This window comes from Nonomuraea sp. NPDC051298 (assembly GCF_055586305.1).
In genome coordinates this window covers 319,533-340,266 of record NZ_JBVJIM010000009.1, presented here as the reverse complement: position 1 = coordinate 340,266, position 20,734 = coordinate 319,533, and the positions used below count along the sequence as shown (strand labels likewise).

The 20,734-nt window shown below is 71.0% G+C and carries 25 protein-coding genes; 11 read left to right on the top strand and 14 right to left on the bottom strand.

What is annotated here, in order from left to right; translation table 11 throughout:
* Positions 1 to 17 precede the first annotated feature (17 nt).
* A complete protein-coding gene (locus tag ACZ6S0_RS26640) occupies positions 18 to 239 on the top strand; it encodes a hypothetical protein (RefSeq protein ID WP_465922030.1) in 222 nt (73 codons plus the stop codon).
* Between the two features lie 234 nt (positions 240 to 473).
* Here ACZ6S0_RS26640 and sigJ read toward each other — a convergent pair whose 3' ends face one another.
* Positions 474 to 1,367 (bottom strand): RNA polymerase sigma factor SigJ, encoded by an 894-nt coding sequence (gene sigJ, locus ACZ6S0_RS26635; RefSeq protein ID WP_465922029.1) that lies wholly within the window; start codon positions 1,365 to 1,367, stop codon positions 474 to 476.
* Positions 1,368 to 1,474: 107 nt separating this feature from the next.
* On the opposite strand from sigJ, the gene ACZ6S0_RS26630 reads away from it, so the two are divergent.
* Both ACZ6S0_RS26630 and ACZ6S0_RS26625 read left to right on the top strand, forming a co-directional pair.
* Complete coding sequence (locus tag ACZ6S0_RS26630) at positions 1,475 to 1,837, top strand: hypothetical protein (protein WP_465922028.1); 363 nt, start codon at positions 1,475 to 1,477, stop codon at positions 1,835 to 1,837.
* Positions 1,838 to 1,939: 102 nt separating this feature from the next.
* Positions 1,940 to 2,845, top strand: a complete 906-nt coding sequence (locus ACZ6S0_RS26625; protein ID WP_465922027.1) for an NADP-dependent oxidoreductase — start codon at positions 1,940 to 1,942, stop codon at positions 2,843 to 2,845.
* Between the two features lie 120 nt (positions 2,846 to 2,965).
* Here the strand turns inward: ACZ6S0_RS26625 and ACZ6S0_RS26620 are convergent, their stop codons facing one another.
* Positions 2,966 to 3,322 carry a hypothetical protein gene (locus ACZ6S0_RS26620; protein ID WP_465922026.1) on the bottom strand — a complete coding sequence of 119 codons (357 nt, stop codon included), beginning with the start codon at positions 3,320 to 3,322 and terminating at the stop codon, positions 2,966 to 2,968.
* Here ACZ6S0_RS26620 and ACZ6S0_RS26615 point away from each other — a divergent pair.
* The 3 genes from ACZ6S0_RS26615 (at position 3,321) to ACZ6S0_RS26605 (ending at position 4,692) form a co-directional block, all read left to right on the top strand.
* The gene (locus ACZ6S0_RS26615; RefSeq protein WP_465922025.1) at positions 3,321 to 3,482 is read left to right on the top strand and encodes a hypothetical protein; all 162 of its coding nucleotides are present in this window, start codon (positions 3,321 to 3,323) and stop codon (positions 3,480 to 3,482) included. The two genes, ACZ6S0_RS26620 and ACZ6S0_RS26615, sit on opposite strands and share 2 nt — an antisense overlap.
* Positions 3,483 to 3,606: 124 nt before the next feature.
* Positions 3,607 to 4,146, top strand: a complete 540-nt coding sequence (locus ACZ6S0_RS26610; RefSeq protein ID WP_465922024.1) for an AAA family ATPase — start codon at positions 3,607 to 3,609, stop codon at positions 4,144 to 4,146.
* A gap of 132 nt (positions 4,147 to 4,278) precedes the next feature.
* On the top strand, positions 4,279 to 4,692 hold the full coding sequence (locus ACZ6S0_RS26605) for a hypothetical protein (RefSeq protein WP_465922023.1): 414 nt from the start codon (positions 4,279 to 4,281) through the stop codon (positions 4,690 to 4,692).
* A 154-nt stretch (positions 4,693 to 4,846) separates the two neighbouring features.
* On the opposite strand, the gene ACZ6S0_RS26600 is transcribed toward ACZ6S0_RS26605, so the two are convergent.
* The 3 genes from ACZ6S0_RS26600 to ACZ6S0_RS26590 form a co-directional block, all read right to left on the bottom strand.
* Positions 4,847 to 5,164 (bottom strand): hypothetical protein, encoded by a 318-nt coding sequence (locus tag ACZ6S0_RS26600; RefSeq protein ID WP_465922022.1) that lies wholly within the window; start codon positions 5,162 to 5,164, stop codon positions 4,847 to 4,849.
* Positions 5,165 to 5,471: 307 nt separating this feature from the next.
* A complete protein-coding gene (locus tag ACZ6S0_RS26595; RefSeq protein ID WP_465922021.1) occupies positions 5,472 to 5,945 on the bottom strand; it encodes a GNAT family N-acetyltransferase in 474 nt (157 codons plus the stop codon).
* Positions 5,946 to 6,001: 56 nt separating this feature from the next.
* The gene (locus tag ACZ6S0_RS26590) at positions 6,002 to 6,775 is read right to left on the bottom strand and encodes a hypothetical protein (RefSeq protein ID WP_465922020.1); all 774 of its coding nucleotides are present in this window, start codon (positions 6,773 to 6,775) and stop codon (positions 6,002 to 6,004) included.
* 122 nt (positions 6,776 to 6,897) lie between these two features.
* On the opposite strand from ACZ6S0_RS26590, the gene ACZ6S0_RS26585 reads away from it, so the two are divergent.
* Complete coding sequence (locus tag ACZ6S0_RS26585) at positions 6,898 to 7,455, top strand: DUF6624 domain-containing protein (protein WP_465922019.1); 558 nt, start codon at positions 6,898 to 6,900, stop codon at positions 7,453 to 7,455.
* 88 nt (positions 7,456 to 7,543) lie between these two features.
* Complete coding sequence (gene pip / locus ACZ6S0_RS26580) at positions 7,544 to 8,506, top strand: prolyl aminopeptidase (protein WP_465922018.1); 963 nt, start codon at positions 7,544 to 7,546, stop codon at positions 8,504 to 8,506.
* Positions 8,507 to 8,807: 301 nt separating this feature from the next.
* Here the strand turns inward: pip and ACZ6S0_RS26575 are convergent, their stop codons facing one another.
* From ACZ6S0_RS26575 to ACZ6S0_RS26560, 4 genes are all read right to left on the bottom strand, one after another.
* Positions 8,808 to 9,761, bottom strand: coding sequence for an endo alpha-1,4 polygalactosaminidase (locus ACZ6S0_RS26575; protein ID WP_465922017.1), 954 nt, complete (start codon positions 9,759 to 9,761; stop codon positions 8,808 to 8,810).
* Positions 9,762 to 9,944: 183 nt separating this feature from the next.
* Positions 9,945 to 10,211: a hypothetical protein gene (locus ACZ6S0_RS26570; protein WP_465922016.1), complete on the bottom strand. Its 267-nt coding sequence runs from the start codon at positions 10,209 to 10,211 to the stop codon at positions 9,945 to 9,947.
* Positions 10,212 to 10,234: 23 nt separating this feature from the next.
* Positions 10,235 to 11,029: a maleylpyruvate isomerase family mycothiol-dependent enzyme gene (locus tag ACZ6S0_RS26565; protein ID WP_465922015.1), complete on the bottom strand. Its 795-nt coding sequence runs from the start codon at positions 11,027 to 11,029 to the stop codon at positions 10,235 to 10,237.
* 5 nt (positions 11,030 to 11,034) lie between these two features.
* On the bottom strand, positions 11,035 to 12,267 hold the full coding sequence (locus ACZ6S0_RS26560; RefSeq protein WP_465922014.1) for a Cmx/CmrA family chloramphenicol efflux MFS transporter: 1,233 nt from the start codon (positions 12,265 to 12,267) through the stop codon (positions 11,035 to 11,037).
* Between the two features lie 600 nt (positions 12,268 to 12,867).
* Between ACZ6S0_RS26560 and ACZ6S0_RS26555 the strand changes: the two genes are divergently transcribed.
* The gene (locus ACZ6S0_RS26555) at positions 12,868 to 13,518 is read left to right on the top strand and encodes a haloacid dehalogenase type II (protein ID WP_465922013.1); all 651 of its coding nucleotides are present in this window, start codon (positions 12,868 to 12,870) and stop codon (positions 13,516 to 13,518) included.
* Positions 13,519 to 13,530: 12 nt separating this feature from the next.
* Here ACZ6S0_RS26555 and ACZ6S0_RS26550 read toward each other — a convergent pair whose 3' ends face one another.
* From ACZ6S0_RS26550 to ACZ6S0_RS26540, 3 genes are all read right to left on the bottom strand, one after another.
* Positions 13,531 to 14,325, bottom strand: coding sequence for an alpha/beta fold hydrolase (locus ACZ6S0_RS26550; RefSeq protein WP_465922012.1), 795 nt, complete (start codon positions 14,323 to 14,325; stop codon positions 13,531 to 13,533).
* A gap of 290 nt (positions 14,326 to 14,615) precedes the next feature.
* The gene (locus ACZ6S0_RS26545) at positions 14,616 to 15,548 is read right to left on the bottom strand and encodes a DUF5996 family protein (protein WP_465922011.1); all 933 of its coding nucleotides are present in this window, start codon (positions 15,546 to 15,548) and stop codon (positions 14,616 to 14,618) included.
* A gap of 43 nt (positions 15,549 to 15,591) precedes the next feature.
* A complete protein-coding gene (locus tag ACZ6S0_RS26540; RefSeq protein ID WP_465922010.1) occupies positions 15,592 to 16,386 on the bottom strand; it encodes an MBL fold metallo-hydrolase in 795 nt (264 codons plus the stop codon).
* A 48-nt stretch (positions 16,387 to 16,434) separates the two neighbouring features.
* On the opposite strand from ACZ6S0_RS26540, the gene ACZ6S0_RS26535 reads away from it, so the two are divergent.
* Positions 16,435 to 16,833: a MerR family transcriptional regulator gene (locus ACZ6S0_RS26535; protein ID WP_344880476.1), complete on the top strand. Its 399-nt coding sequence runs from the start codon at positions 16,435 to 16,437 to the stop codon at positions 16,831 to 16,833.
* 18 nt (positions 16,834 to 16,851) lie between these two features.
* Here the strand turns inward: ACZ6S0_RS26535 and ACZ6S0_RS26530 are convergent, their stop codons facing one another.
* Entirely contained in the window at positions 16,852 to 18,051 is a 1,200-nt protein-coding gene (locus ACZ6S0_RS26530) for a hypothetical protein (protein ID WP_465922009.1), read from the bottom strand.
* A 113-nt stretch (positions 18,052 to 18,164) separates the two neighbouring features.
* Positions 18,165 to 19,799 (bottom strand): dolichyl-phosphate-mannose--protein mannosyltransferase, encoded by a 1,635-nt coding sequence (locus tag ACZ6S0_RS26525; RefSeq protein ID WP_465922008.1) that lies wholly within the window; start codon positions 19,797 to 19,799, stop codon positions 18,165 to 18,167.
* A 78-nt stretch (positions 19,800 to 19,877) separates the two neighbouring features.
* On the opposite strand from ACZ6S0_RS26525, the gene rsmI reads away from it, so the two are divergent.
* The gene (rsmI, locus tag ACZ6S0_RS26520; protein WP_465922007.1) at positions 19,878 to 20,726 is read left to right on the top strand and encodes a 16S rRNA (cytidine(1402)-2'-O)-methyltransferase; all 849 of its coding nucleotides are present in this window, start codon (positions 19,878 to 19,880) and stop codon (positions 20,724 to 20,726) included.
* Positions 20,727 to 20,734 lie beyond the last annotated feature (8 nt).

The window sequence follows — 20,734 nt, the reverse complement described above, 5'->3', positions numbered from 1 at the left end:
CTGAGGGGAGAGAGCCTGTGAGCAAGGTCGATCGCATGTTGGCGGCCATCGACCCCGCTCCCAGCGCGCCACCACAGGGGCGTGGCGCTCAGGAGCTGATGGCGGAGATCGTGGCGACGCCCGTCAGGATCCGCAGGAGGCGGCGCCGCTCGCCCCCAGCGGCGCGCCGGCGTTCCAGCGGTCGGGGTGACGAGTTGATCGTCACGGTCGTCGACTTGTACGCCGACCCCGAGCGCTAGCGCGCCGAGTTCCAGGCACGCGGACTGGACATCGACCTTTCCTTCACCCCTGGCTCACCCAGCATGGTCGGGCAGCTCGTCTACTCGGATTCTCACGGTGGGTGGGCTGCGTGCGGTGCTGGCGGGGCGACTGCGGCCCGCGGTGATGGAGGTTCCCATGGAGGCGTGCCCGGGCTGCTCGCGGGCATCGGTCGCCACCGTCGCTCACCGGCGCACGGACTTCCGGCCGAAGCGTCAGCCGTCCCGCGCCCACGGTCGTAGCTTCTCCGGATTGCGCACCACCCAGATCCGGGTGACGCGGCCGTCTGCGACCTCGAACGAGGCGACGGCTATGACGACGCCCGCATACTGGGCCACCAAGCCCGGCACACCGTTGACCGACCGCACCAGGAGTTCGAGCCCCGGAGCCTTGTCGGCGATGGCGACCATGTACTGGGCGATGCGCGCGGCGCCTTCGATCGGGCGCAGGGCGGCGCCGACGATGCCGCCGCCGTCGGCGGTCATCACGGCGGCCGGGTCGAGGAGGTCGACGAGGGCCGCGATGTCCTTCGTCTCCCATGCCTCTTTGACCTGCCGAACCGCGTCGGCCCGCTCGACTGCCGTCATAGGAGCGCGCGCGACGCCTGCCCTCCGCCGGGCGGAGGCCGCCAGTTGCTTGCAGGCCGCAGGGGTCCGGCCGAGAACGCCGGCGATCTCGGCGAAGGGATAGCGGAAGACGTCGTGCAGGACGAACGCCACCCGCTCGGCGGGCGTCATCGACTCCAGGACGACGAGGAAGGCCATGGTCACCGATTCGTCCAGGACCAGTTGGTCGGCGGGGTCGGCGCCATGGCCGTGGGCCCACTCGGCGCGGTCGGGCAGCGGCTCGGGCAGCCATGCGCCGACGTAGCGTTCACGCCGGGCCCGCGCCGAGCCGAGCACGTCCAGGCAGATGCGGCCGGTCACCGTCGTCAGCCAGGCGCCAGGGGACACGATCTCCTCCTGGCGGCCTCGGGGCAGCGCGTACCAGCGCGCGTACGCCTCCTGTACAGCGTCCTCGGCCTCGGCCAGCGAACCGAGCAGCCGGTAGGCGACATTGAGCAATTGGCGCCGCTCGCCGGCTATCTCATCGGTGCGTGTTCCGGCCATCCCCATGCTCCCGACCGCCTCCTCGCCTTACCTTCCGCAGGGCCGTGTCGTCGGACTGGTAAGACCCTGTCGATCTACTGCCCCCGGGCGGAAAAGGGGACCGTGGCATGGCCACCCAGGCGACGGCACAGCGCCGCTTCTCGTTTCTGCGGATCGCGATCGCCCTGCAGACCCTGACCATCTTCCTTCAAGCGGTCTCCGCCGGACTGCTGCTGACCTCGTCCTACGGAGAGACGCTACACAGTGCTGGCGCCCGTGTGATGTTCGGGGCGTCGGTGCTGTACGTGCTCGCGGCGGTGCTGGCATGGAAGCCGGGCGGCGGCTCGCCCCGGCCCGTCTGGCAGGCGGTCGGCTTCCTCGTCCTCGCCTCGGTCCAGGTCGCGCTCGGCATCGCGCACGTACCGTCGGTCCACCTCCCCCTGGGCGTCCTGATGTTCGGGCTGAGCGTTCTCGCCCTGGCGCGGCGCTGAAGCCCGGTACGCCGCTACCGCACCGGTCGCCGGCCCATGAGGAGCGTGGAGATCCGCAGGCCCCTATTGTTGGATTCCGGTCGAACACTAAGGGAGTTGGGCATGCGTATCGTTCGGATTGACCGCTTCGGCGGCCCCGAGGTCTTGACACTGGCGGAGGCGCCCGCACCTCGCCCCCGAGACGGTGAGGTGCTGGTGCGCGTCATTGCCTCCGCCATCAACCCCGTGGACGACAAGACCCGCGAAGGGGCCATCGGAGAGGGCGCCCCACCTCTGCCGATGACCTTGGGCTGGGAGTTGGCCGGGATCGTCGTGGACGGCGGCACCAGCGGACTGCCGGTCGGTGAACGGGTCTTCGGGATGTCCCACCAGCTTGACACCGGTCGAGGAACCTGGGCCGACCTCGTGACCATGCCGGCCGACACCCTCGCCGTCGCCCCCTCGACGGTCAGCCTGGTGGAGGCGGCGACGCTGCCACTGCCCGGCCTCACCGCCGCCCAGACGCTGGACTGGCTGGACCTCCGCCCAGGAGAACGGCTGCTGGTGGCGGGGGCGGCCGGTGCGGTGGGCGGGCTGGCGGTGCAGCTTGCCCGCGCGCGTGGGGCGCGGGTCGACGCGCTGGTGTCCAGGCCGGCTCAGGTCGAGGTGGTTCGCGACCTCGGGGCGGAGTGGGCCACGACCGACAGCGCGGCGCTGCCCGCAGCCGCCTACGACGCCGTCTTCGACACCTTCGGCGCCTTCGTCACCGACGCCGTCGTCGACAAGGGCCGTTACGCCTCCATCGCGACCCAGGCCGGACCGGTGCCGGACCTGTCACACCGCGCGGTTCGGACCACGGTCAACCAGGTACGCGAGCACGGCGCGGGTCTCGCCGAGCTGGCCGGGATCGTGGACGCGGACCACGTGAAGGCACGCGTCGACTCCGAGTACAGCTTGCGCGAGGTGCGAGCGGCACATGAGCGCTTCCGCCGCGGCCAGTTGACGGGGAAGGTCGCCCTCGTGTTCTGACACCGCGGGTACGCGCTGCTTCGGAACCGGATCACCGGTTGCCGGGCCTTCACTTCGGAACGCCCGGCGTGGCCGGTTGCCGGTTGCCGGGCGTTCCGGGTGGTGGATGGTGCTCGGCGATCAGTCGCAGTGCGACCAGCCGCTCTGCCAGGAGATGGCCGTACGGCCGGGGGTGCCGTACGAGCCGCCCCAGTCGACGCACTCGTCCGGGGCCGTCACGTAACGCGGCCCGGCGTAGAACTTGAAGTTGCCGCTGTCGCTCTGCACGGTGCCGCCGGCGGACCACTTCCTGATGTTGGCGTTGACCCAGGTGGTGTTGCCCGCATAACCGGTGTTCTTCCAGGTGACCACGCAGTTCTTGCTGCCGTTGTAGAGCAGGTAGATGGTGGCGTACGTCTTGCCGTCCCTGCTGAGCTTGTGCGAGTCGATCTGGTGGTAACCGCTGCCGCAGGCCGCGCTCGGCGTGGAGGCCGCCATGGCGGGGCTGCTCGTGACCACCGATCCGGCCAGCGTCGCCGCAGTGGCGAGTGACAGTACCGTTTTTTGCTTCAGTCTCGGCATTTTAATTCATCCCAATCGTAATGTAAGGGATGAGAATATCTCAAACGGTTTAAACGTGATTATGTACAACTGCTGAAGCTGTGGCGTCAGGCAGGTGACGCCGGTTCGGATATCCGCTCGGCGCATTGTTTCCGTGATTGATCGGGCGTTCGTGTTCGCCGGAGCGGTGTGCTCGACGACGGGTCCGGTAATGTCGTGCGGTGCTCACTGGCTCGCGGGACACGGTGCTCATCGTCATTCGCGGCAACTCGGGGTCGGGCAAATCCACCGTCGCGCGGACCGTACGCGACATCTACCGGAACCGGGGCATGGCCGTGATCGGTCAGGACGTCGTACGCCGAGACATCCTGCGAGAACCGGACCGGCCGGGCGGCGTGAACATCGGGCTGCTCGACCTGATGTGCCGCCACGCCCTGGACCAGGGATACCACGTGATCCTGGAGGGCATCCTCACCCGCAGCCGCTACGGCGACATGCTGCGGGCGCTGTCGCGCGACCATCGCGGCACCAGTCGCGGCTACTACCTGGACGTGCCCTGGGAAGAGACCCTTCGCAGACACCGGACGCGGCCCCAGTGCGATCAGTTCGGTCCTGACGAGATGCGGGAGTGGTGGCTGGACCGGGACATCCTGCCCGACGGCACGGAGACGATCATCGGTGAGGACAGCGCGGCGGAGGAGACCGCCCGGCGGATCCTCCGTGACGCCCGCCTGCAGGTCGGTGAGGCGAGCCACCTCTGAGCGGCGGGCGGGGCACGGGCCCGTCTCCTGACGTTTCGTCATGAGGCGATGTCACGCGCCGGCGGCCGATTTCGTCAGTAAAGGAGAAGCGGTTCCACCTGTACGCCAACATCGACCCAGGGAGGACCTTCCGTGAAGCCCTTACGTGCGACCCTAGCCCTCACCGGCAGCGCGGCAGTGACGCTGGCCCTGCTCGCCACGCCCGCCTGGGCGGGCACCAGCAGGGTGACCAAGAGCGGCCACGGCTGCAAAGTGACCGCCAGCGTGAGCTGGAACACCAGCACCAACCGCTACACCTATTCCGGCAAGGCCGGGTGCAGCTCCCGGCGCAGCATGAAGCTGTGGTGCTTCCCGGTGCACCGTCACAGTTTCAGTTGGCACTCTCATACCGGCGACATCATCCAGAACGGTCCGCGGTCCGCGACCAGTCTGAGCGTGGGGCCGGCCACGAAGCGCGGCACGAACGGTGACCGTTACAAGATCAATTGCAAGCTGGAAGTGCCGCAGGGGCGGGTCGTGGTCGAGACCGGCCAGTTCAACCTGTAGGCGTTCGACCGGCTACGACGCCGGGCTCCCCGCGGGCGCGCACCGGCCGTCCGGCCTGGTGTGCGCCCGCCCGGCCGAGGCCGTGGGGCCTCTGGCGGCCGGGGACGTCCCGAACCCCTGGGCCTCCCGCCGGGGAGACGCCCGGTGCGGTGGTTCAGCAGTGGTCGACCCGCTGGTACGAAGCGCCGGGGGTGGAGATGCTCTTCGTCGTCTTGCCCGGCGCCAGCTCGACGCAGTTGCCGTCGGTCCCGTTGTTCCAGATGACCTTGACGTCGTAGGTCCGGGCGCAACTGCTCTTGACCTTGACCCAGGGGTAGATGAGGCGCTCCTTGCCGCTGTCGATCTTCTTGACGCAGCGTGCCGCTGCTGCCGTCTCCACAGGAGTCGCGCTCGCGGCACCCGATGCGGCGACGAGCAGGATCGCGGCGCCGGCGGCCACGGTCCACGCCCTGAGCCCGGCTCTCATGTTCATGAAACCTCTTGGTGGTAGATCGGTCGCGTCGCCGCCGAACGTAGCAAGCAGCCGCTATAGGACCGCTACAAAGAGGCCATAGGGGCCTGCCCCCGGCTGTGGCCGGGACCGGCACCGCTGGGGCCGGACGGCGGTGCGCGCGGTCAACGGGGTTCTGCCGCCCGGCGACCGTACGCTGTCGGTGGTCTTCAATCCGCGCGGCTTCCCGTTCATCGGCGCGCTCGACCGGGTCCACGTCGAGCTGGACGACCACCCGGAAACCCTGCACGAAACCTTCGAGACCGGCTTGGGCAGCTTTGGTCCGGGCTCAGTGGGCGCGTTCCCAGCGTCGCTCGCCGTCCTCCCAGTGGTCGGTCGGGTGCAGGCCGGCCGCGGTGGCGACGGCCGCCGAGGCGGTGTGGGACGGGTGGATGTGGGCGACGACCGTGTCGACCTCCTGTCCCATGAGGTGTTCGACCAGGGCCGTGGCGGCCGAGGTGGCCAGGCCCCGGCCCTGCCACGGCGTGCCGACCACCCACGCGACCTCGGCGCGGCGGCCGTCGATCGTGGCCTGGACGTAGCCGGCCAGCCGCTCGTCCTCGCGGGCCCAGATCACCCAGTTGCGCCAGCCGGGCGGGCCCGAGGTCAGCCGTTCGTAGCGGGTACGCAGCTCCGCCACGGTGAGCGGGGCGCCGCCGATGAACTCGTGCAGCGCCGGGTCGGCGAGCACCTCGGCCATCTCGCCCGCGTGCTCGGGACGCAGGGGGAGCAGGACGAGGAGGGGTGTCTCGATGGTGTCCACCTCGACACGATAGGCGGGCCCGACCGGTACGGCGCGGACGGGCCTCCCCTCCGCGGTCAGTCGTCGATCAGTGCGTCGAGCAGGCCCCTGACGCCGACCCTGTCCAGGAGCGAGGTGGTGCCGGTGGCGACCGCGGAGGCGGGCCGGCTCGTGGCGAAGTTCGCGCAGAGCGTGCTGTCGCCGACGACCGCCTCGAGCAGACTCTGTACGCCGAGCGACTCCAGCAGCGTGGTGGGGCTCTGGGCCGGCCTGGGCAGCCCGGTCTCCGGGTCGCAGACGAGGGGCCGGGTGGCGATGAGCGCTTCGAGGTAACGCGTGACGGGCGAGGGGTCGACGGACAGCAGCGGGGGCAGCTCCGTGTCCGGGGCGGCCGAGCGGCGGGCGCAGTCGACCGCCTGGTTGACCAGGGTTTCGAGCAGGTCATGGGCGGGGGTCGGCGTGTCCCAGGGTTCGTACGCGGAGGTCGGGACGGGCATCCTGGGTGGTCCGTACGGGCCCATGCCGGCCGGCGGCGGCAGGTACGGGATCGGCAGGGACGGGGAGAGGGCCGGGCCCGGGTAGTGCGCCGAGTCGGAGTCGTCGTACAAGGGCAGGGGCGGGGAGAAGAAGCCGTGCAGCGGGGTGTCGTCGACGACCGACTCCATGAGGCTGCGGATCTCGTCGGCCGTGATGGTGCCGGTCAGCGGTGGGTATGGCGCGACGTTGATGCTGATGTCGTCGCGGTTGCTGCATTGCGCCGCGACGGTCGCGTCCTCCGCGCTCGCCGGCGCGGCGGCGGCCAGCAGGACGGCGGAGGTCGCGGTGAATGCGGCAATGGCCTGCCTGTACATGATGCTCCCGTTGAGTGAAGATCTACTCTCGTTGCGATCATTACCCTTAGTGGTGGTTCGAGTACGTAATAGTTGGATCTAGCCCTCTTTACCGCCCGCCGGGAGCGAGGAAGGGTCGAGGCATGCGCTTACTCCTGACCCTCCTGCTCGCCGCCCTGGCACTGGTCACGGCCTGCGGCGACGATCAGCCGGCGAACCCGGCGCTGCGTGCCGAACTGCTCCGGATGTTCAAGGAGGACCAGGAGGTCAGGACGCTCGGCGCGGCCGAGGAGGACTGGAGCCGGGTGGAACGGGCCAACACCGAGCGCATGCGCCAGATACTCGACCGGCACGGCTGGCCCGGGTACGCCCTGGTCGGCGAGGACGGCGCGCACGCCGCCTGGCTGCTCGTCCAGCACGCCGACCGCGACCTCGACCTGCAGCGGCGCGGCCTGGACCTGATGCGGCGGGCTGTTGAGGAGGGCGACGCCGACCCCTCCGACCTGGCCTACCTCGTGGACCGGGTACGCGTGGCGGAGGGCAGGCCGCAGGTGTACGGCACGCAGTGGGAGACCGATCCGCAGGGCGCCTGGCGGCCCCGTACGCCCATCGAGGACGAGGCCAGGGTGGACGAACGCCGCGCCGACTCCGGGCTCAAGCCGCTGCGGGAGTACATCGAGGAGCTCCGCTCGGCCCAGTGAGACCCGGTCGCCCGGGATATGTTCAAGCACTGTTACAGTGCCTATATAAGCACTGTTGTATTGCTTCGACAATCCTTGGAGAAGTCCTATGCTGCATCCCCCGATCGAACCGTACGACCACGGCCTGCTCGACACCGGTGACGGCAACCTCGTCTACTGGGAGGTCTGCGGCAACCCGGAGGGCAAGCCGGCGCTCGTCGTCCACGGCGGGCCCGGGTCGGGGTGTTCGGTCAACTCGCGCCGCATGTTCGACCCGGAGCGGTTCCGCATTGTCCTGTTCGACCAGCGCAACTGCGGGCGCAGCCGTCCGCACGCCGCCGACCCCGCCACCGACCTGACCAACAACACCACCCCCCACCTGATCGCCGACATGGAACTGCTGCGCGAGCACCTCGGCATCGACAAGTGGCTGCTGTACGGCGGGTCGTGGGGCGCGACGCTGATCCTGGCCTACGCCGAGACCCATCCCGAGCGGGTCTCGGAGATCGTCATGCCGGCCGTCACGATGACGCGCCGCAGCGAGATCGAGTGGCTCTACCGCGGCGCCGGCCGCTTCTTCCCCGAGGAGCAGGAACGGTTCCGGCGGGGCGTGCCCGAGACGGACCGCGACGGCGACCTGTTCGCGCTGCTGGCGGCGTACGCGCGACTGCTGGCCGACCCCGACGAGAAGGTCCGCGAGCGGGCCGCCCAGGAGTGGGTCACCTGGGAGGACGCGGTGATCTCCCTGGAGCCGAACGGCAAGCCCAACGCCTACAGCGACCGCCCCTCCGAGGCCGTGATGGCGCTGACGCGGATCTGCTCCCACTACTTCTCCAACGCCGCCTGGCTGGAGGAGGGCGCGCTGCTGCGCGACGCGCACCGGCTGGCCGGCATCCCCGGGGTGCTCGTCCACGGCCGCCTCGACATGGGCGGCCCGCTCCAGACGGCCTGGGAACTGGCCCAGGTCTGGCCGGACGCCGAACTCGTCGTCGTGGAGGACTCTGGACACACCGGCAGCGGGGCGTTCAGCCAGGCGCTCTTCTCCGCCATCGACCGCTTCACCCCCAGGTGAGGGTGAACCCGCGGCTCGCGATCATCTGGGGATTTGGACGGTGCCCCTGGCGACCATCGCCTCGCCGTCGGTCGATTCCGTACGGGTGAGCCGCGGGTTCGAAAGGCCGGCAGGCAGACAGGGCGCGGCGAGGCGCCGCCGACGGCATCGCCACGCCTTGTCAGCTCGCTGACCTGCCGTAACAGTACTTCTCGGGTTGTTCGGACACCACCTATTTAATCCTCGCGCCATCCAGCGTTCGCGTCGGGCGCGGTGCGCGGCGGCAGGGGTCCGGCCGACGCCGGGCCGTGGCCCGCCCTTCTTACCTACACGCCTTGTACGGCTTGTCGTGCAGCGAGTAGTCCGCCGGCTTCTTGATGGAGTTGAACTTCAGCGTCTTCGACCTGGCGCAGTAGCTCGCCGGGGAGGTCTCGTACTCCACGTGGAAGACGGGCTTGCCCGCCTTGACGAAGACCGACAAGGACTCGCACTCCTCGTACTGGAAGCACTCCTCGTTCACCGCGTAGTCGAAGCTCGACACCAGTTGCCTGGCCTGGCTGAGGTCGTTCTTCAGCGCCACCGACAGGCCCTTGGCGTGGGCCAGGTCGGCCAGCGCCCGGTTGTAGACGAGCTGGGTGGCGGGGGCGATGTTCCAGCCGGTGACGGACCTGCCCTCCTCGTGGGCGTTCACCACGTCGAACTCGACGCCGTCGAACCCGGCCTGGACGCACTTGTCGACGCGGGCCGCCATCATCTTCAGCAGGAAGTCGCGCTGGCCCTTGTCGTTGTTCAGGTTGGCCCAGCGCTCGTTGGGGAACTCCGCGCTGAAGGGCTTGCCCAGCAGCGAGTTGCCGTTCTTCTTGTGCCAGTCGACGAACTGCTGGTAGTCGGGGCGGAACTCCTCGATCGAGCCGGCGTCGATGTAGCAGATCGCCTTGGCGCCCCGGGCATGGATGGCCTTGACGGCGGCCGTGTTGAGCGTCCTGTTGTTGCCGGAGACCTCTTCGGCGGCGTACAGGTCTATGTCGAAGACGCTCGGTCGCACGCAGGCGCCGCCGCTCTGCGGGACCTCACAGATGTTGACGTTCACGCCGCCGGTCGAGGCGTACGCCTTGTTGCCCTCGAGCTGGTACTGCCAGCGGCTCTCCACCGGCGGGCGCCAGAGCTGGGCCGATGCCGCGGCCTGCGACGGGGCTGCCATGGCGGCCGTCGCGACCGGTAACAGGGCCGCGACCAGGGCGATCCGGGTCGAGAGCGTTCGGAGCTGTACCGACATGCTCACCTTCTGTTCTGTGTGGCGGAATGCGATTTCGCGAAAAAGAAGGCGGACGCCTCTCAGAAGGAGGCTTCCGATCTTGGGGTCGAGAATCGCACAGGCGGCCAGAGCCCCACCACCCGGTCCACCGAACATTCATCTTCCGCCCCCGCACCTCCCCGTCCCGCGGACCGCCTCCGACGATCAAGGGCGACGCCGATCGTCGAAACGGGTGTCGGTGCCGCGCCCTGCGTCGGCCACGGACAGCGAGCCGTCGGGGTGGAGGGTGAGGGTGCAGCGTCCGGCGCCGGTGCTCGCCGCCTCGTCGGCAGGATAGGCGAGGACTTCGAGGACCAGGTGCCGGACGCCGCCGGGCGCGAACACGGCCGGGCTCTCCCGGATGAGGGAGAGGTGACCGAGGTCGACGCCGGCCGCCCAGTCATGGGTGGTGTTCTGCCACGCCGTGCTCACCGCACCACCCTACGGGCCGCCGTTCAGACCGGCGGAACGAGGGCGAAGTAGCGGTCGAGCAGGGCCGGGTCGCCGCGTACGCCGAGGGCGTCGGCCGGGATCCGGTGCCAGAGGAACAACGCCAGGTCCGACGCCGTCCCGGCCGCCTCCACCTCCGGACCCCCGCCGGAGTCGCCGAGCCGCACCCGCCCGCCCTCGAAGCACACCACCCAGTCGCCCGGCCCGTCGGTACGGACGAAGCGGAACCGCTCGCCCGCCCCCTCCGGCGCGTCCGTCCAGGTGCGCCGCGCGGGCGCCATGACCTCGAAGGTGTGCGTGATCGCGTCCGCCGCCACCTCCTCGGAGATCGGCCGGGGAGCGCCGAGGGCGTTCTCGGCGTCCCAGCGGTGCACGGCCGCCTCGATCGTCTGCACCCGCAGCCAGAACCCGACCGTCTGCTCGCCCGACCAGGTCCACGCGGGTTCGTCGGGCGCGTGCGCACGGAACCGGGCCGCGAGCTGCTCTGCCCCTGCGGCGAACCAGTCGAGCAGCGTGGACGGGATCGGCCCCATGGTCGGCGCCGAGTCCGGTGCGGGCCAGCCCGAGGTGTCGGCGGGCAACTCGGCACGGGCGAGACCGCCGATCTCGGGCGGCCCGTCGAGGCGGTCTCTGATGATGGAGTTCACGCCCCGGTGCACCCCGCCCAGGTGGAGCACGAGGTCGGACATCGACCAGCCCGGACAGGACGGCACGGCGGGCGCGTCGCCCGCCTCGGCCGCCCGCCGGGCGGCGGCGTGGAAGGCGTGTGCTTCCCGCTGGAAACGTGCGGCAGGTTCCATGGTCCTCACTGTGCCCCGGCCCGCAGGCCGGCCTCCACCCGATTTCCCGCGCGGCGCACGACGACCAGGTACGCGACACCCGCCACGGCCAGTGCCACCCCCACCAGCGCCGCGCTCACCCACACCGGCGAGCGGAACCCGAGCCCGGCCCCGATGGCCACCCCGCCCAGCCAGGGCCCGAGGGCCGCGCCCACGTTGAACGCCGCCGTGGCGAAGCCGCCGGCCAGCGTGGGGGCGCCGGTGGCCGCGTACAGGACCTGTGAGATCAGCGTGGACCCGACGGCGAACGACAGCGTCCCCTGGACGAAGACCAGGACGACGGCCGCCGCCGGAGCCCCGGCCGCCGTGGCGAGCACCGCCCAGCCGCCCGCCAGCGCCAGCCCGCCGATCACCAGGAGCGGTACGGGACGCGCGTCCGCGATCCGCCCGCTGATCGTCACCCCGGCGAACGAGCCCAGCCCGAACAGCGCCAGCAGGGCGGGCATCCACCCGGACCCGATGCCGGTGACCTCGGTGAGCAGCGGCGCGAGGTAGGTGAAGGTGCAGAACGTGGCCCCGTTCACCAGCGCCCCCAGCAGCAGGAGCACCAGCAGCCGCAGACGGCGCAACGCCCGCAGCTCGCCGCGCGCCGTTCCCCCGGCAGGCGCTGTGCCCCCAGAAGTGTCCCCGGCAGGTGCCGCGTTCTCGGCATGGGACGGGCCTGGCACGGACTTCAGCACCGCGACGATGGCCGGCACCAGCGCCAGGGCCACCGCCCAGAACGCCGAGCGCCACCCCCACAGCTCACCGAGCAGCGCCCCTCCGGGCACGCCCGCGACGCACGCGACGGTGACCCCGCCGAGCAGGACGGAGGTGGCGCGCGCCTTGGCGTCGCGCGGGGCCAGGGCGATCGCCGTGGTCAGGGCCACGGCCAGGAACCCGGCGTTGGCCAGCGCCGCCACGACCCGCGTCACGAGCAGCACCTCGTAGCTGGTCGTGACCGCGCCGACCACGTGGACGACCAGGAAGACGCACAGGAACGCCAGCAGGGCGAACCGTCTGGACAGGCGCAGGCTCAGCACCGCCATCAGCGGTGCCCCCACCACCATCCCGACGGCGAACGCCGAGGTCAGCAGCCCTGCGGCGGGAATGGACACGCCGAGGTCCCCGGCGATGCCGGACACGAGCCCGGCCAGCATGAACTCGGACGTCCCTTGGGCGAAGACCGCCAGTCCGAGCAGGTAAACAGCGAAAGGCATGAGAAGCTCCGCGACCACGTGGTGGATCGGCTCAGTAAGGCGTGGCAGGACCGGGACGCGGTCCTGCCACGGCGGACGGCCTGGCGGGCGCGGCGACGTCGGCGCACGCCGGACGACGGCGGACGACGGAGGACGGCCCGGTCCAGGCACGGACACGGCTGGTGACACGGCTGGTGACACGGTCTGTGACGCGGCCGAGACGACGGCCGGTGTCACCGGCTGGCGTGCGCGGTGGTCCGGAGGGCGCGAAGGCGCGCGAAGCCGAGGCGCTCAAGGCGCGGGAGGCGTTCGCGCGGGCGCGGAAGTCATGGCTTCCGGGCAGCTCGTGGCGGTGATGAGCCACGCCCCGGGGTCGCGGCGGCGCGCTCTCACCTCGTGGGGCGGAGCGGGCGGCACGGGACAGCCACCGGACGACCGGTGGCTAGAGTCTTGACGCCTCGGGGCTGGACATACCCGGCAACGTAGCAACCCCGCCCGCGTCGCGTCCAATCGATTTCCGCGACCGGCGCCGGGCGCGCCGGTGCGGCGGCGGCCGGCCTGGGCAGGGGCCTGGCAGCGGCCCTCTACGCGCTGAGGGGCCGGGAAGGTGAGGAGAGGCAGATGGACGCCCGCCCGCAAGTCGTGATCTTCGACGTGAACGAGACGCTGACCGACATGGAGCCGCTGCGGGCCAGGTTCGAGGAGGTGGGGCTGTCCGGCGAGCAGATGACGACCTGGTTCGCGAGCGTGCTGCGCGACGGCTTCGCGCTCACGGTGTCCGGCGGTTTCGCGGAGTTCGCGCTGATCGCCGCCGACGTCCTCAGAGGGCTGCGGCTGGACGACGCGGCGGTCGCGTACGTGCTGAGCGGGTTCGCGGGGCTCGGGGTGCATTCCGACGTGCCGGAGGGGATGCGGGCGTTGCGCGCCGCCGGGATCAGGCTGTTCACCATGACGAACGGCGCCGCCGCCATGACCCGGGGCATCCTGGACCGCGAGGGCCTGCTCGACCTGGTGGAGGCCACCCTCGACGTCAGCGGCCCCCGCGCGTGGAAGCCCGCCAGGGCGGCCTACGAGTACGCCGTCGGCCAGGCGGGAGTGAGCCCCGGCGCGGCGGCCCTGGTCGCCGTGCACCCGTGGGACGTCGACGGCGCCCAGCGGGCCGGGCTGACGGGGGCGTACCTGGACCGGGACGGCGGGGCGTACCCGAGCGTGATGAGCGCGCCGCACGTCTCGGCCCCCGACCTGCGGGCCCTGGCGGCCCTGTGGGCGTGACCTGCCACGGGGTCACGGGAGCAGCGACGCGGCCCCGTCCAGGAAGTCCAGCACCAGCGGGCTCGCGACCTGCCTGAACTCCTTGAAGTACGCGTGCCGCGCCCCCTCGATCCACCGCAGCGAGGCCCCGGGGACGCGCCCGGCCAGCAGCGGCGCGTTGGCCGCCGGGTTGAACACGTCGTCGGTGCCGTGCACGACCAGCGTGGGCGCCTCGATGGCGGGCAGCGCGTCCCAGGCGTCGTGCCCCGCGCTGGCGGCCAGATGGCGGCGGCGGGCGTGGGCCGGCATGCCCCTGGACCCGATCGTGTGGTACGGCCCCGGATGCTCGGCCAGCCAGGCGGGCGTGTACATCAGCTCCAGCAGCGCCCGCCGCGCGGCGGCCCGGTCGGGCTGGACCAGCGATCTGCGTACGTCGTTGTCCCGCTCGACCCCGTGGGCCCCGCCCGGCGAGGTGCAGCCGAGCACCAGCGCCCCCACCCGCGACGGATGGTCGGCCGCCAGCCACTGGGCCACCCGCCCGCCCATCGAGGTGCCGTACACGTGCGCCCGCGCCACGCCGGCGTCGTCGAGCACGGCCAGCACGTCGGCGGCGAACCCGCGGGTCGTGTACGGCACGTCGGGCTTGTCGCTGTCGCCCGTGCCGCGCCAGTCGAAGGTGATGGTCAGGTGGGAGCCGTCGAAGTCGCCGCGTACGGTGTCCCACCAGTGGTGGTCGTTGGCCTGGCCCTGGAGCAGCACGAGGGGGAGCCCTTCGCCGCGGACCTGGTAGGACAGCTTCACGCCGTCGGGGCTGGTTGCGTATGGCACGCCTCCGATGGTGCCGTATGGCGGAAGGCGGCGAAAATCCTCCGGCCTGGCGTCCGGCGCCCGCCTGAGGGTTCGGGAAAATAACCGGTGCGGGAGGGGAATGCACGCCGGGCCGGTGTGGTTACATAGACCGTGGCCGGTGTGTCCAGTGTCCCCGGGCCTCACCTATTGCCTTCGCGGACTACCGTTCGGCTGGAGCCGCGTTGTGCCTTTCGCCGAGAGGCGACCTGCACACCGGTACGCACTCGTCGGGCGCCCGCCCTCCCCGGAGGGCGGGCGCTCACGTGTGTTCAGGTCTTGGCCCAGTAGGGGTCCGTGACGCCCCCTGGCGAGGCCAGCGTCGCCGCGTCGACCTCGGTCAGCCGGGCCCCCGCCTGGTAAGCGCTGTCCAGGAACTCCAGCACGGCCCCCACCGGGTCGTCCATGACGCGTACGTCGTCGTAGCGCAGGATGGCCAGGTGGCTGCCCCTGGCCGCGATCCACTCGGCCTGCGCGGGGCGCAGCGGCTCGCGTTCCATCCCGTGCGGCTCCGGCGCGGTGTAGGAGTAGAACGCCGGCCAGGGCCGCTCCTTGTCCCCGAACCAGAAGCCCGAGCTGATGACCTCCCAGCTATACGCCTCCCTGGTGACCGGGTCGGCGTCGGGCGAGACCTTGACCACCCGTCCGGTGAACCGGGTGACCGCGATGTCGAAGGTGTGCCAGAAGTGGTGCACCGGGCTGGTCTTGCCGGCGAAGTCGGCCGCGAAGCGGTCCAGGAGCTGCACCACCTGCGACAGGATCCGCCAGTAGCGGTTGATCAGTATCGGGTCGTAGCGCGCGTGCAGCGTGTCCTCGGCGAACGGCGTGTCGTCGCTCAGGTCGAACGGCACGGCCCAGATCTCCGGCCGGATCCCCAGCCCGGCCAGGGTCTCGAAGAGCCGGTCGTAGAACGCGGCCACCGACCTGCCGATCAGGCTGAACTCCGCGCTGCGGCCGTCGAAGACGTCCACGACCAGGCGGTGGCGTACGAGGTCGAAGTCGATGCTGAACAGCGGCTGCTCGCCCAGCCCGCCCATCGGCCGGGTGGTGAGCCCGCGCCCGGTCGGGTGGAACGGCACCTGCCACCAGTGGTTGCGCCGGTTGCTCGCAGCCAGCCGGATCTTGCCGACGATCTGCGCGAATCTGTGAAAGGTCTCCTTCGCCTCCGTCCACTCGGCCAGCGGCATGGCCGGGAACAGCTCCATGACGGTCCCCCTCCGACGTAGCGCGTTTTCCCGACAATCGTAACTACTCTGAGTATTCGACCAGCTCCCAGGGGTCATGGGCCGAGAAGACCGCCACTCCGTGGTCGTGCGCGAGCGAGCGCAGGGTCTCCTGGCTCGACACTCGGCGCGCGGGATCGAGCTGGGCGTCGAGCTGCACGACGTCCATCAGCGGGTGGGAGACCGGCTCGCGCGCCAGCTCGCCGTGGTAGAAGTACGCGTCCCCGGCGTGCAGCAGCCGGCGGTCGCCGTCCCTGACCGCCACCCCTGTGTGCCCCGCGCTGTGCCCGGCGAGCGGCACGAGCAGGAAGTCGTCCTCCGGCAGTCCGGTCAGCGGTCGCACGCCGTCCACGCCGAGCCAGCGGGTGCCCGTGCCCGGGTACGTCACCCAGTCGGGCGAGTGCGCCCAGTGGGTGGGCCGGTAGCGGCGGCTCGGCGCCTGCGCCAGCGCGGCCTCCAGCTCCGCGGCCATCACGTGCACCCGGGCCTGCGGGAAGTCGGGCAGGCCGCCGCTGTGGTCGACGTCGAGGTGGGTGAGCACGACGTGGCGTACGTCGGCGGGGTCGTGCCCGAGCGCCGCCACCTGCCGCACGGCCGTCTCGGCGGGGGAGAGGACCGGCTCCACGAACTCGGTCCACTCGCGGTCGAGGTGTTCGCCCGGCTCGGTCACGTCGGCCAGGCCCAGCCCGGACTCCACCAGGACGAGCCCGGAGCCGGGGGTCTCGACGAGCAGCGCGTGGCACACCGCCCGCTTGGAGGGGCGGCCGTCAAGTGAGTCGATCTCGCGCATCCCGGCGAGGTTGAGGTGGTGAATTCGCATGCGACTACACTGCGACTTGAAGCGCGGTTCAAGTCAAGGAGTCTGGTCGTGGACGGCACGTTGCTCGACATCGGAGAGGTGGCCAGGCGGAGCGGGCTGGCCGCGTCGGCCCTGCGATTCTACGAGCGCAAGGGGCTCATCCAGGCCGAGGGGCGCAACGGGCTGCGCCGGGCGTACCGGCCGGAGACGCTGGAGCGCCTGGCGCTGATCTCCTGCGCCCGCGACGCCGGGTTCAGGCTCTCCGAGATCGCCGACTTCCTGCTCGCCGGCCCGTCCGACACCCGGCTGCGCGAGCACCTCGCCGCCAAGGAGCGCGAGGTGTCGGAGCGGGTCGCGCAGCTCACCCGGTTGCGTGACAGCCTGCGCCACGCGGCGGTGTGCGAGCACGACCCGCTGGTCGAATGTCCGGAGTTCAAACAGGCCGTACGGCGGGTGCCCCAGGGCTGAGGCGCCCCGCCACGGGTGTCAGCCGGAGCTGACGTATTTCCTGGGCCGCAGCGCGTGGGCCCGCAGCGCCGCCAGGGCCGCGAACTGCCCGGAGCGGTCCATTCGCACCGCCAGCTCGTCGCTGAACGCCAGCCCCAGCGCCGTGAGCTGGGCCACCAGGTCGGTCACCGGCCCGGTGACGTCCTCGAGGCTCGTGGCCGGGTGCCAGCCCTCGCCGCCCACCACCTCGGTCACCCGTTCGAGCAGCTTGGCGGGTGACATGAGGGTGCCGTCGGCGAGCAGCATCAGCGCGGCCTCCCTGGCCGACACCTCGAACTCGTGCTCGCCCCTGGCCAGCAGCAGCCTGGTGACCGCCGACCACATGGCCGACTTCGACTTCAGCAGCCGCAGCCCGTAGTCGGTGATGGTCAGTCTGGCCCCGTCGCGGCGGATCGCGCCCAGCTCACGCTCGGCCAGGTCGCGCAGCCGCGCCGCCTCGGGGGAGGGCGCCAGCCGCAGCGGCAGGGACTCGCCCGAGGCGGCCACGGACAGCAGCCGGTGCAGGGCGGGCAGCGGCTGCGGGGACACGGGAGCGTGCAGGCGCACCTCGAACGGCTGGGCCAGCTCCCGCCGGGCCGGGCCGCGGCCCAGCACCCAGCGGTTGAGCCGTTCGCCGTGCACCCGGTTGAGCCAGGTGTCGCCGCCCAGGTCGGCCCGCGGCTGGGTGAGCCAGCGGCGGGTCAGCTCGGCACGGTCGACGTTCTCGCCGGCCACGATGGCCAGCTCGAGTGCGGCGGAGCAGGCGATGTGCGCGCCCAGCTCCTCCGGCCCCATGATCATGCTCCACTGGAGTTCGGGCACGTCGGGCGGGAGCACGCCCGTGGCCTCCAGTGCCTGCTGATAGGCGTTGGTGCCCGCGTCCTCGCCCTCGCGGGCGTAGGTGCGCAGGATCTGGACGGTCGTCGGCGACACGCACAACGCGGCGTAGCGGTCCATGCCACCGAGCTGGAGCAGTCGTCCCAGCGAACGCGCCAGGCGCTCGTGGTCGCCGCCGGCCTTCTGTGGCCCGACCTTCAGCGGCAGCGTGTACCAGAGGAACTCGCAGACGTCGAGCTGGGTCACCGTTTCCAGCGGCTCCCCACCCGTCAACCATTCGACGGCGGTCCTGGCCTCCTCGGCCAGATCCGGCTGAGATCGCTCCAACTCGGCGAGAAGGGCGGTGACATCCGGTGCGCTCATGCCTCGAAGTTTGCCGTATCGACCCCGGACCTGACGATGACCGAATCCGGTGCGTATTGGGTCTTGCACTGCGACTACCCTAAGAAACCCCTATTGAGCCAACGGTAAAGCGATCATATCCACCGTTTCTCGAAGAGCATGCGGGCCTTCCACTCTGCGTACGGGATCAACTCGCCGGACAGGATCGGGTGCAGCCACCAGAAGTTGATCAGCGCGAGCAGGGCGAACGCGCCGACCACGGCGGCCCCGAGGGTACGCCGCAGCGGCATCGCGCCCGTGGCCGTCGGGGTGGACGGCCCGATCAGCAGCCCCGCGCACAACGTGATGGCCAGCACCATGAACGGCACCATCGGAATGGCGTAGAACAGGAACATCGTACGGTTGTCGGCGATGGCGAAGTAGAACCACGGCAGCCAGCCCATGGCGTAGCTCAGCAGCACGGCCCCGGCCCGCCAGTCGCGCGCGGAGAAGTACCAGGCGATCAGGGCCACCAGCGCGGCCACCGCGCCGAACCAGATGACCGGCGTGCCCACGCCGAGCACGGCCTCCGAGCAGTCCTTGGCGCCGCACACGTTCTGCTTGCCCTCGTAGTAGAAGGCGACCGGGCGCAGCAGCAGCGGCCACGACCAGGGCTCGGACATGTAGGAGTGCGTGGTGTCCAGCCCGCTGTGGAAGGTGAAGACCTGCCACTGGTAGTGCACCCACGACCGCATCGAGTCGAAGAGGAAGAAGAGCGGGTTGCCGGCGGAGGTGGCCTGGTCCCAGTTGCGCCCGTAGCCGCTGGAAGTGGCGAACCAGCCCGCCCAGGTCGCCATGTACGCCACGAACGGCACCGCGCCGAACGCCACGAGCCCCTGCGGCACGTCCTTGCCGAACGCCCCCCGGTAGGGCTGGCGCAGCCCCACGGCGCGGCGGGCGCCGAAGTCCCACAACAGCGACATGGCGGCGAACGCGACCAGGAACGCCAGCCCCGACCACTTGACCGACATCGCGAAGGCCAGGCACACCCCGGCCCCGATCCGCCACCACCTGATGCCCAGCGACGGGCCCTGCGGCGAGATCGGCGAGTCCTCGTACCAGGTGACCAGCTTCGCCCTGGCCTGATCGCGGTCGACCACCAGGCACGCGAACGCGGCCAGCACCCAGAACATCAGGAAGATGTCCAGCAGCGCCGTGCGCGAGAGCACGAAGTGCAGGCCGTCGAGCGCCAGCAGCAGGCCCGCGAAGCAGCCGAGCAGCGTCGAGCGGGTCATCCTGCGCGCCACCCTGGCCAGGATGAGGATCGACAGCGTGCCGACCACGGCCGCCGCGAAGCGCCATCCGAACGGGTTGAGCCCGAACAGCCACTCGCCCACGCCGATCATCCACTTGCCCAGCGGCGGGTGCACCACGTAGGAGGCGCACTTCTCCAGCTCCGCGGGCGAGCACGCCTGCCAGATGTCGGTGTTGCCGGCCATGATCGCCTTGTCGGCGTCTTTGATCGTGACGCGTTCGACACCGTGGGTGATGAGCGAGAAGCCGTCCTTCATGTAGTACGTCTCGTCGAACACCACGGAGTTGGGATGGCCGAGCTGGATGAACCGCAGCACGCCGCCGAACAACGTCACCAGCAGCGGTCCGATCCACCCCCACAGCACGCTTCCGCGCAGGGGAGGGACCACCCGATCGCGTACGGACTGCGCCCGGGGCTGGCTCATGCCGACCTCCGGGCTCTCGTAGGTCTGGTACGGGGAATCGGTCACCGCCATTCGGACATCGTACGGGCCCCAGAGCGGTGGTTACCCAAGAAACACGGTCCAATTGGGATGCCCTGCCACAATGGTCGGGTGACAGGGAACGGCAGGTTGGTGCTGGCAGGAGCCCCCATAGGCCAGGTCGGAGACGTCTCGCCCCGGCTGCGCGAGGCGTTGGCGAGCGCCGACGTCGTGGCCGCCGAGGACACCAGGCGGCTGCGCAGGCTCGCGTCCGACCTCGGCGTCGAGCTGACCGGCCGGGTGGTGTCCTACTACGACCAGAACGAGGTGGTCCGGGCCCAGGAGCTGGTCGAGACGCTCAGGCAGGGCCGCACGGTCGTGGTCATCACCGACGCGGGCATGCCGGGCGTCTCCGATCCCGGCTACCGCCTGACCCGCCTGGCCGTCGAGGCGGGCGTCACCGTCACCGCGCTGCCGGGGCCGAGCGCGGTCACCACCGCGCTGGCCGTGTCCGGGCTGGCCAGCGACCGGTTCTGCTTCGAGGGGTTCCCGCCGCGCAAGCCGGGCGAGCGGGCCCGCCGCCTGGCCGAGCTGGCGACCGAGCAGCGCACGATGGTCTTCTTCGAGTCGCCGCACCGGCTGGCCGGCTCCCTGGAGGCGATGGCGCAGGCGTTCGGCCCCGACCGGCAGGCCGCGGTGTGCAGGGAGCTGACCAAGACCTACGAGGAGGTGCGCAGGGGCGGCCTCGGCGAGCTGGCCGAGTGGGCGGCCCCCGGCGTCAAGGGCGAGATCACGGTGGTCGTCGCCGGGCACGTGCCTGGCGAGACCGAGCACGACCTCGACGCGCTGGTCGCGGAGGTCGAGCGCAGGGTCGCCGAGGGAGAGCGGCGCAACACGGCCGTCACCGGCGTGGCCAAGGGCGCGGGCATCCCCAAACGGGAGCTGTATGACCTGGTTCACAGGAGATCCGCCACGCCATAGGGTGCGCA

Bases quoted from the DNA above. Each gene is read 5' to 3' on its own strand.
- sigJ (WP_465922029.1), bottom strand. From the start codon at position 1,367: ATGGCCGGAACACGCACCGATGAGATAGCCGGCGAGCGGCGCCAATTG.
- ACZ6S0_RS26630 (WP_465922028.1), top strand. From the start codon at position 1,475: ATGGCCACCCAGGCGACGGCACAGCGCCGCTTCTCGTTTCTGCGGATC.
- ACZ6S0_RS26625 (WP_465922027.1), top strand. From the start codon at position 1,940: ATGCGTATCGTTCGGATTGACCGCTTCGGCGGCCCCGAGGTCTTGACA.
- ACZ6S0_RS26615 (WP_465922025.1), top strand. From the start codon at position 3,321: ATGGCGGGGCTGCTCGTGACCACCGATCCGGCCAGCGTCGCCGCAGTG.
- ACZ6S0_RS26620 (WP_465922026.1), bottom strand. From the start codon at position 3,322: ATGGCGGCCTCCACGCCGAGCGCGGCCTGCGGCAGCGGTTACCACCAG.
- ACZ6S0_RS26600 (WP_465922022.1), bottom strand. From the start codon at position 5,164: ATGAACATGAGAGCCGGGCTCAGGGCGTGGACCGTGGCCGCCGGCGCC.
- ACZ6S0_RS26590 (WP_465922020.1), bottom strand. From the start codon at position 6,775: ATGTACAGGCAGGCCATTGCCGCATTCACCGCGACCTCCGCCGTCCTG.
- ACZ6S0_RS26585 (WP_465922019.1), top strand. From the start codon at position 6,898: ATGCGCTTACTCCTGACCCTCCTGCTCGCCGCCCTGGCACTGGTCACG.
- pip (WP_465922018.1), top strand. From the start codon at position 7,544: ATGCTGCATCCCCCGATCGAACCGTACGACCACGGCCTGCTCGACACC.
- ACZ6S0_RS26575 (WP_465922017.1), bottom strand. From the start codon at position 9,761: ATGTCGGTACAGCTCCGAACGCTCTCGACCCGGATCGCCCTGGTCGCG.
- ACZ6S0_RS26565 (WP_465922015.1), bottom strand. From the start codon at position 11,029: ATGGAACCTGCCGCACGTTTCCAGCGGGAAGCACACGCCTTCCACGCC.
- ACZ6S0_RS26560 (WP_465922014.1), bottom strand. From the start codon at position 12,267: ATGCCTTTCGCTGTTTACCTGCTCGGACTGGCGGTCTTCGCCCAAGGG.
- ACZ6S0_RS26555 (WP_465922013.1), top strand. From the start codon at position 12,868: ATGGACGCCCGCCCGCAAGTCGTGATCTTCGACGTGAACGAGACGCTG.
- ACZ6S0_RS26545 (WP_465922011.1), bottom strand. From the start codon at position 15,548: ATGGAGCTGTTCCCGGCCATGCCGCTGGCCGAGTGGACGGAGGCGAAG.
- ACZ6S0_RS26540 (WP_465922010.1), bottom strand. From the start codon at position 16,386: ATGCGAATTCACCACCTCAACCTCGCCGGGATGCGCGAGATCGACTCA.
- ACZ6S0_RS26530 (WP_465922009.1), bottom strand. From the start codon at position 18,051: ATGAGCGCACCGGATGTCACCGCCCTTCTCGCCGAGTTGGAGCGATCT.
- ACZ6S0_RS26525 (WP_465922008.1), bottom strand. From the start codon at position 19,799: ATGGCGGTGACCGATTCCCCGTACCAGACCTACGAGAGCCCGGAGGTC.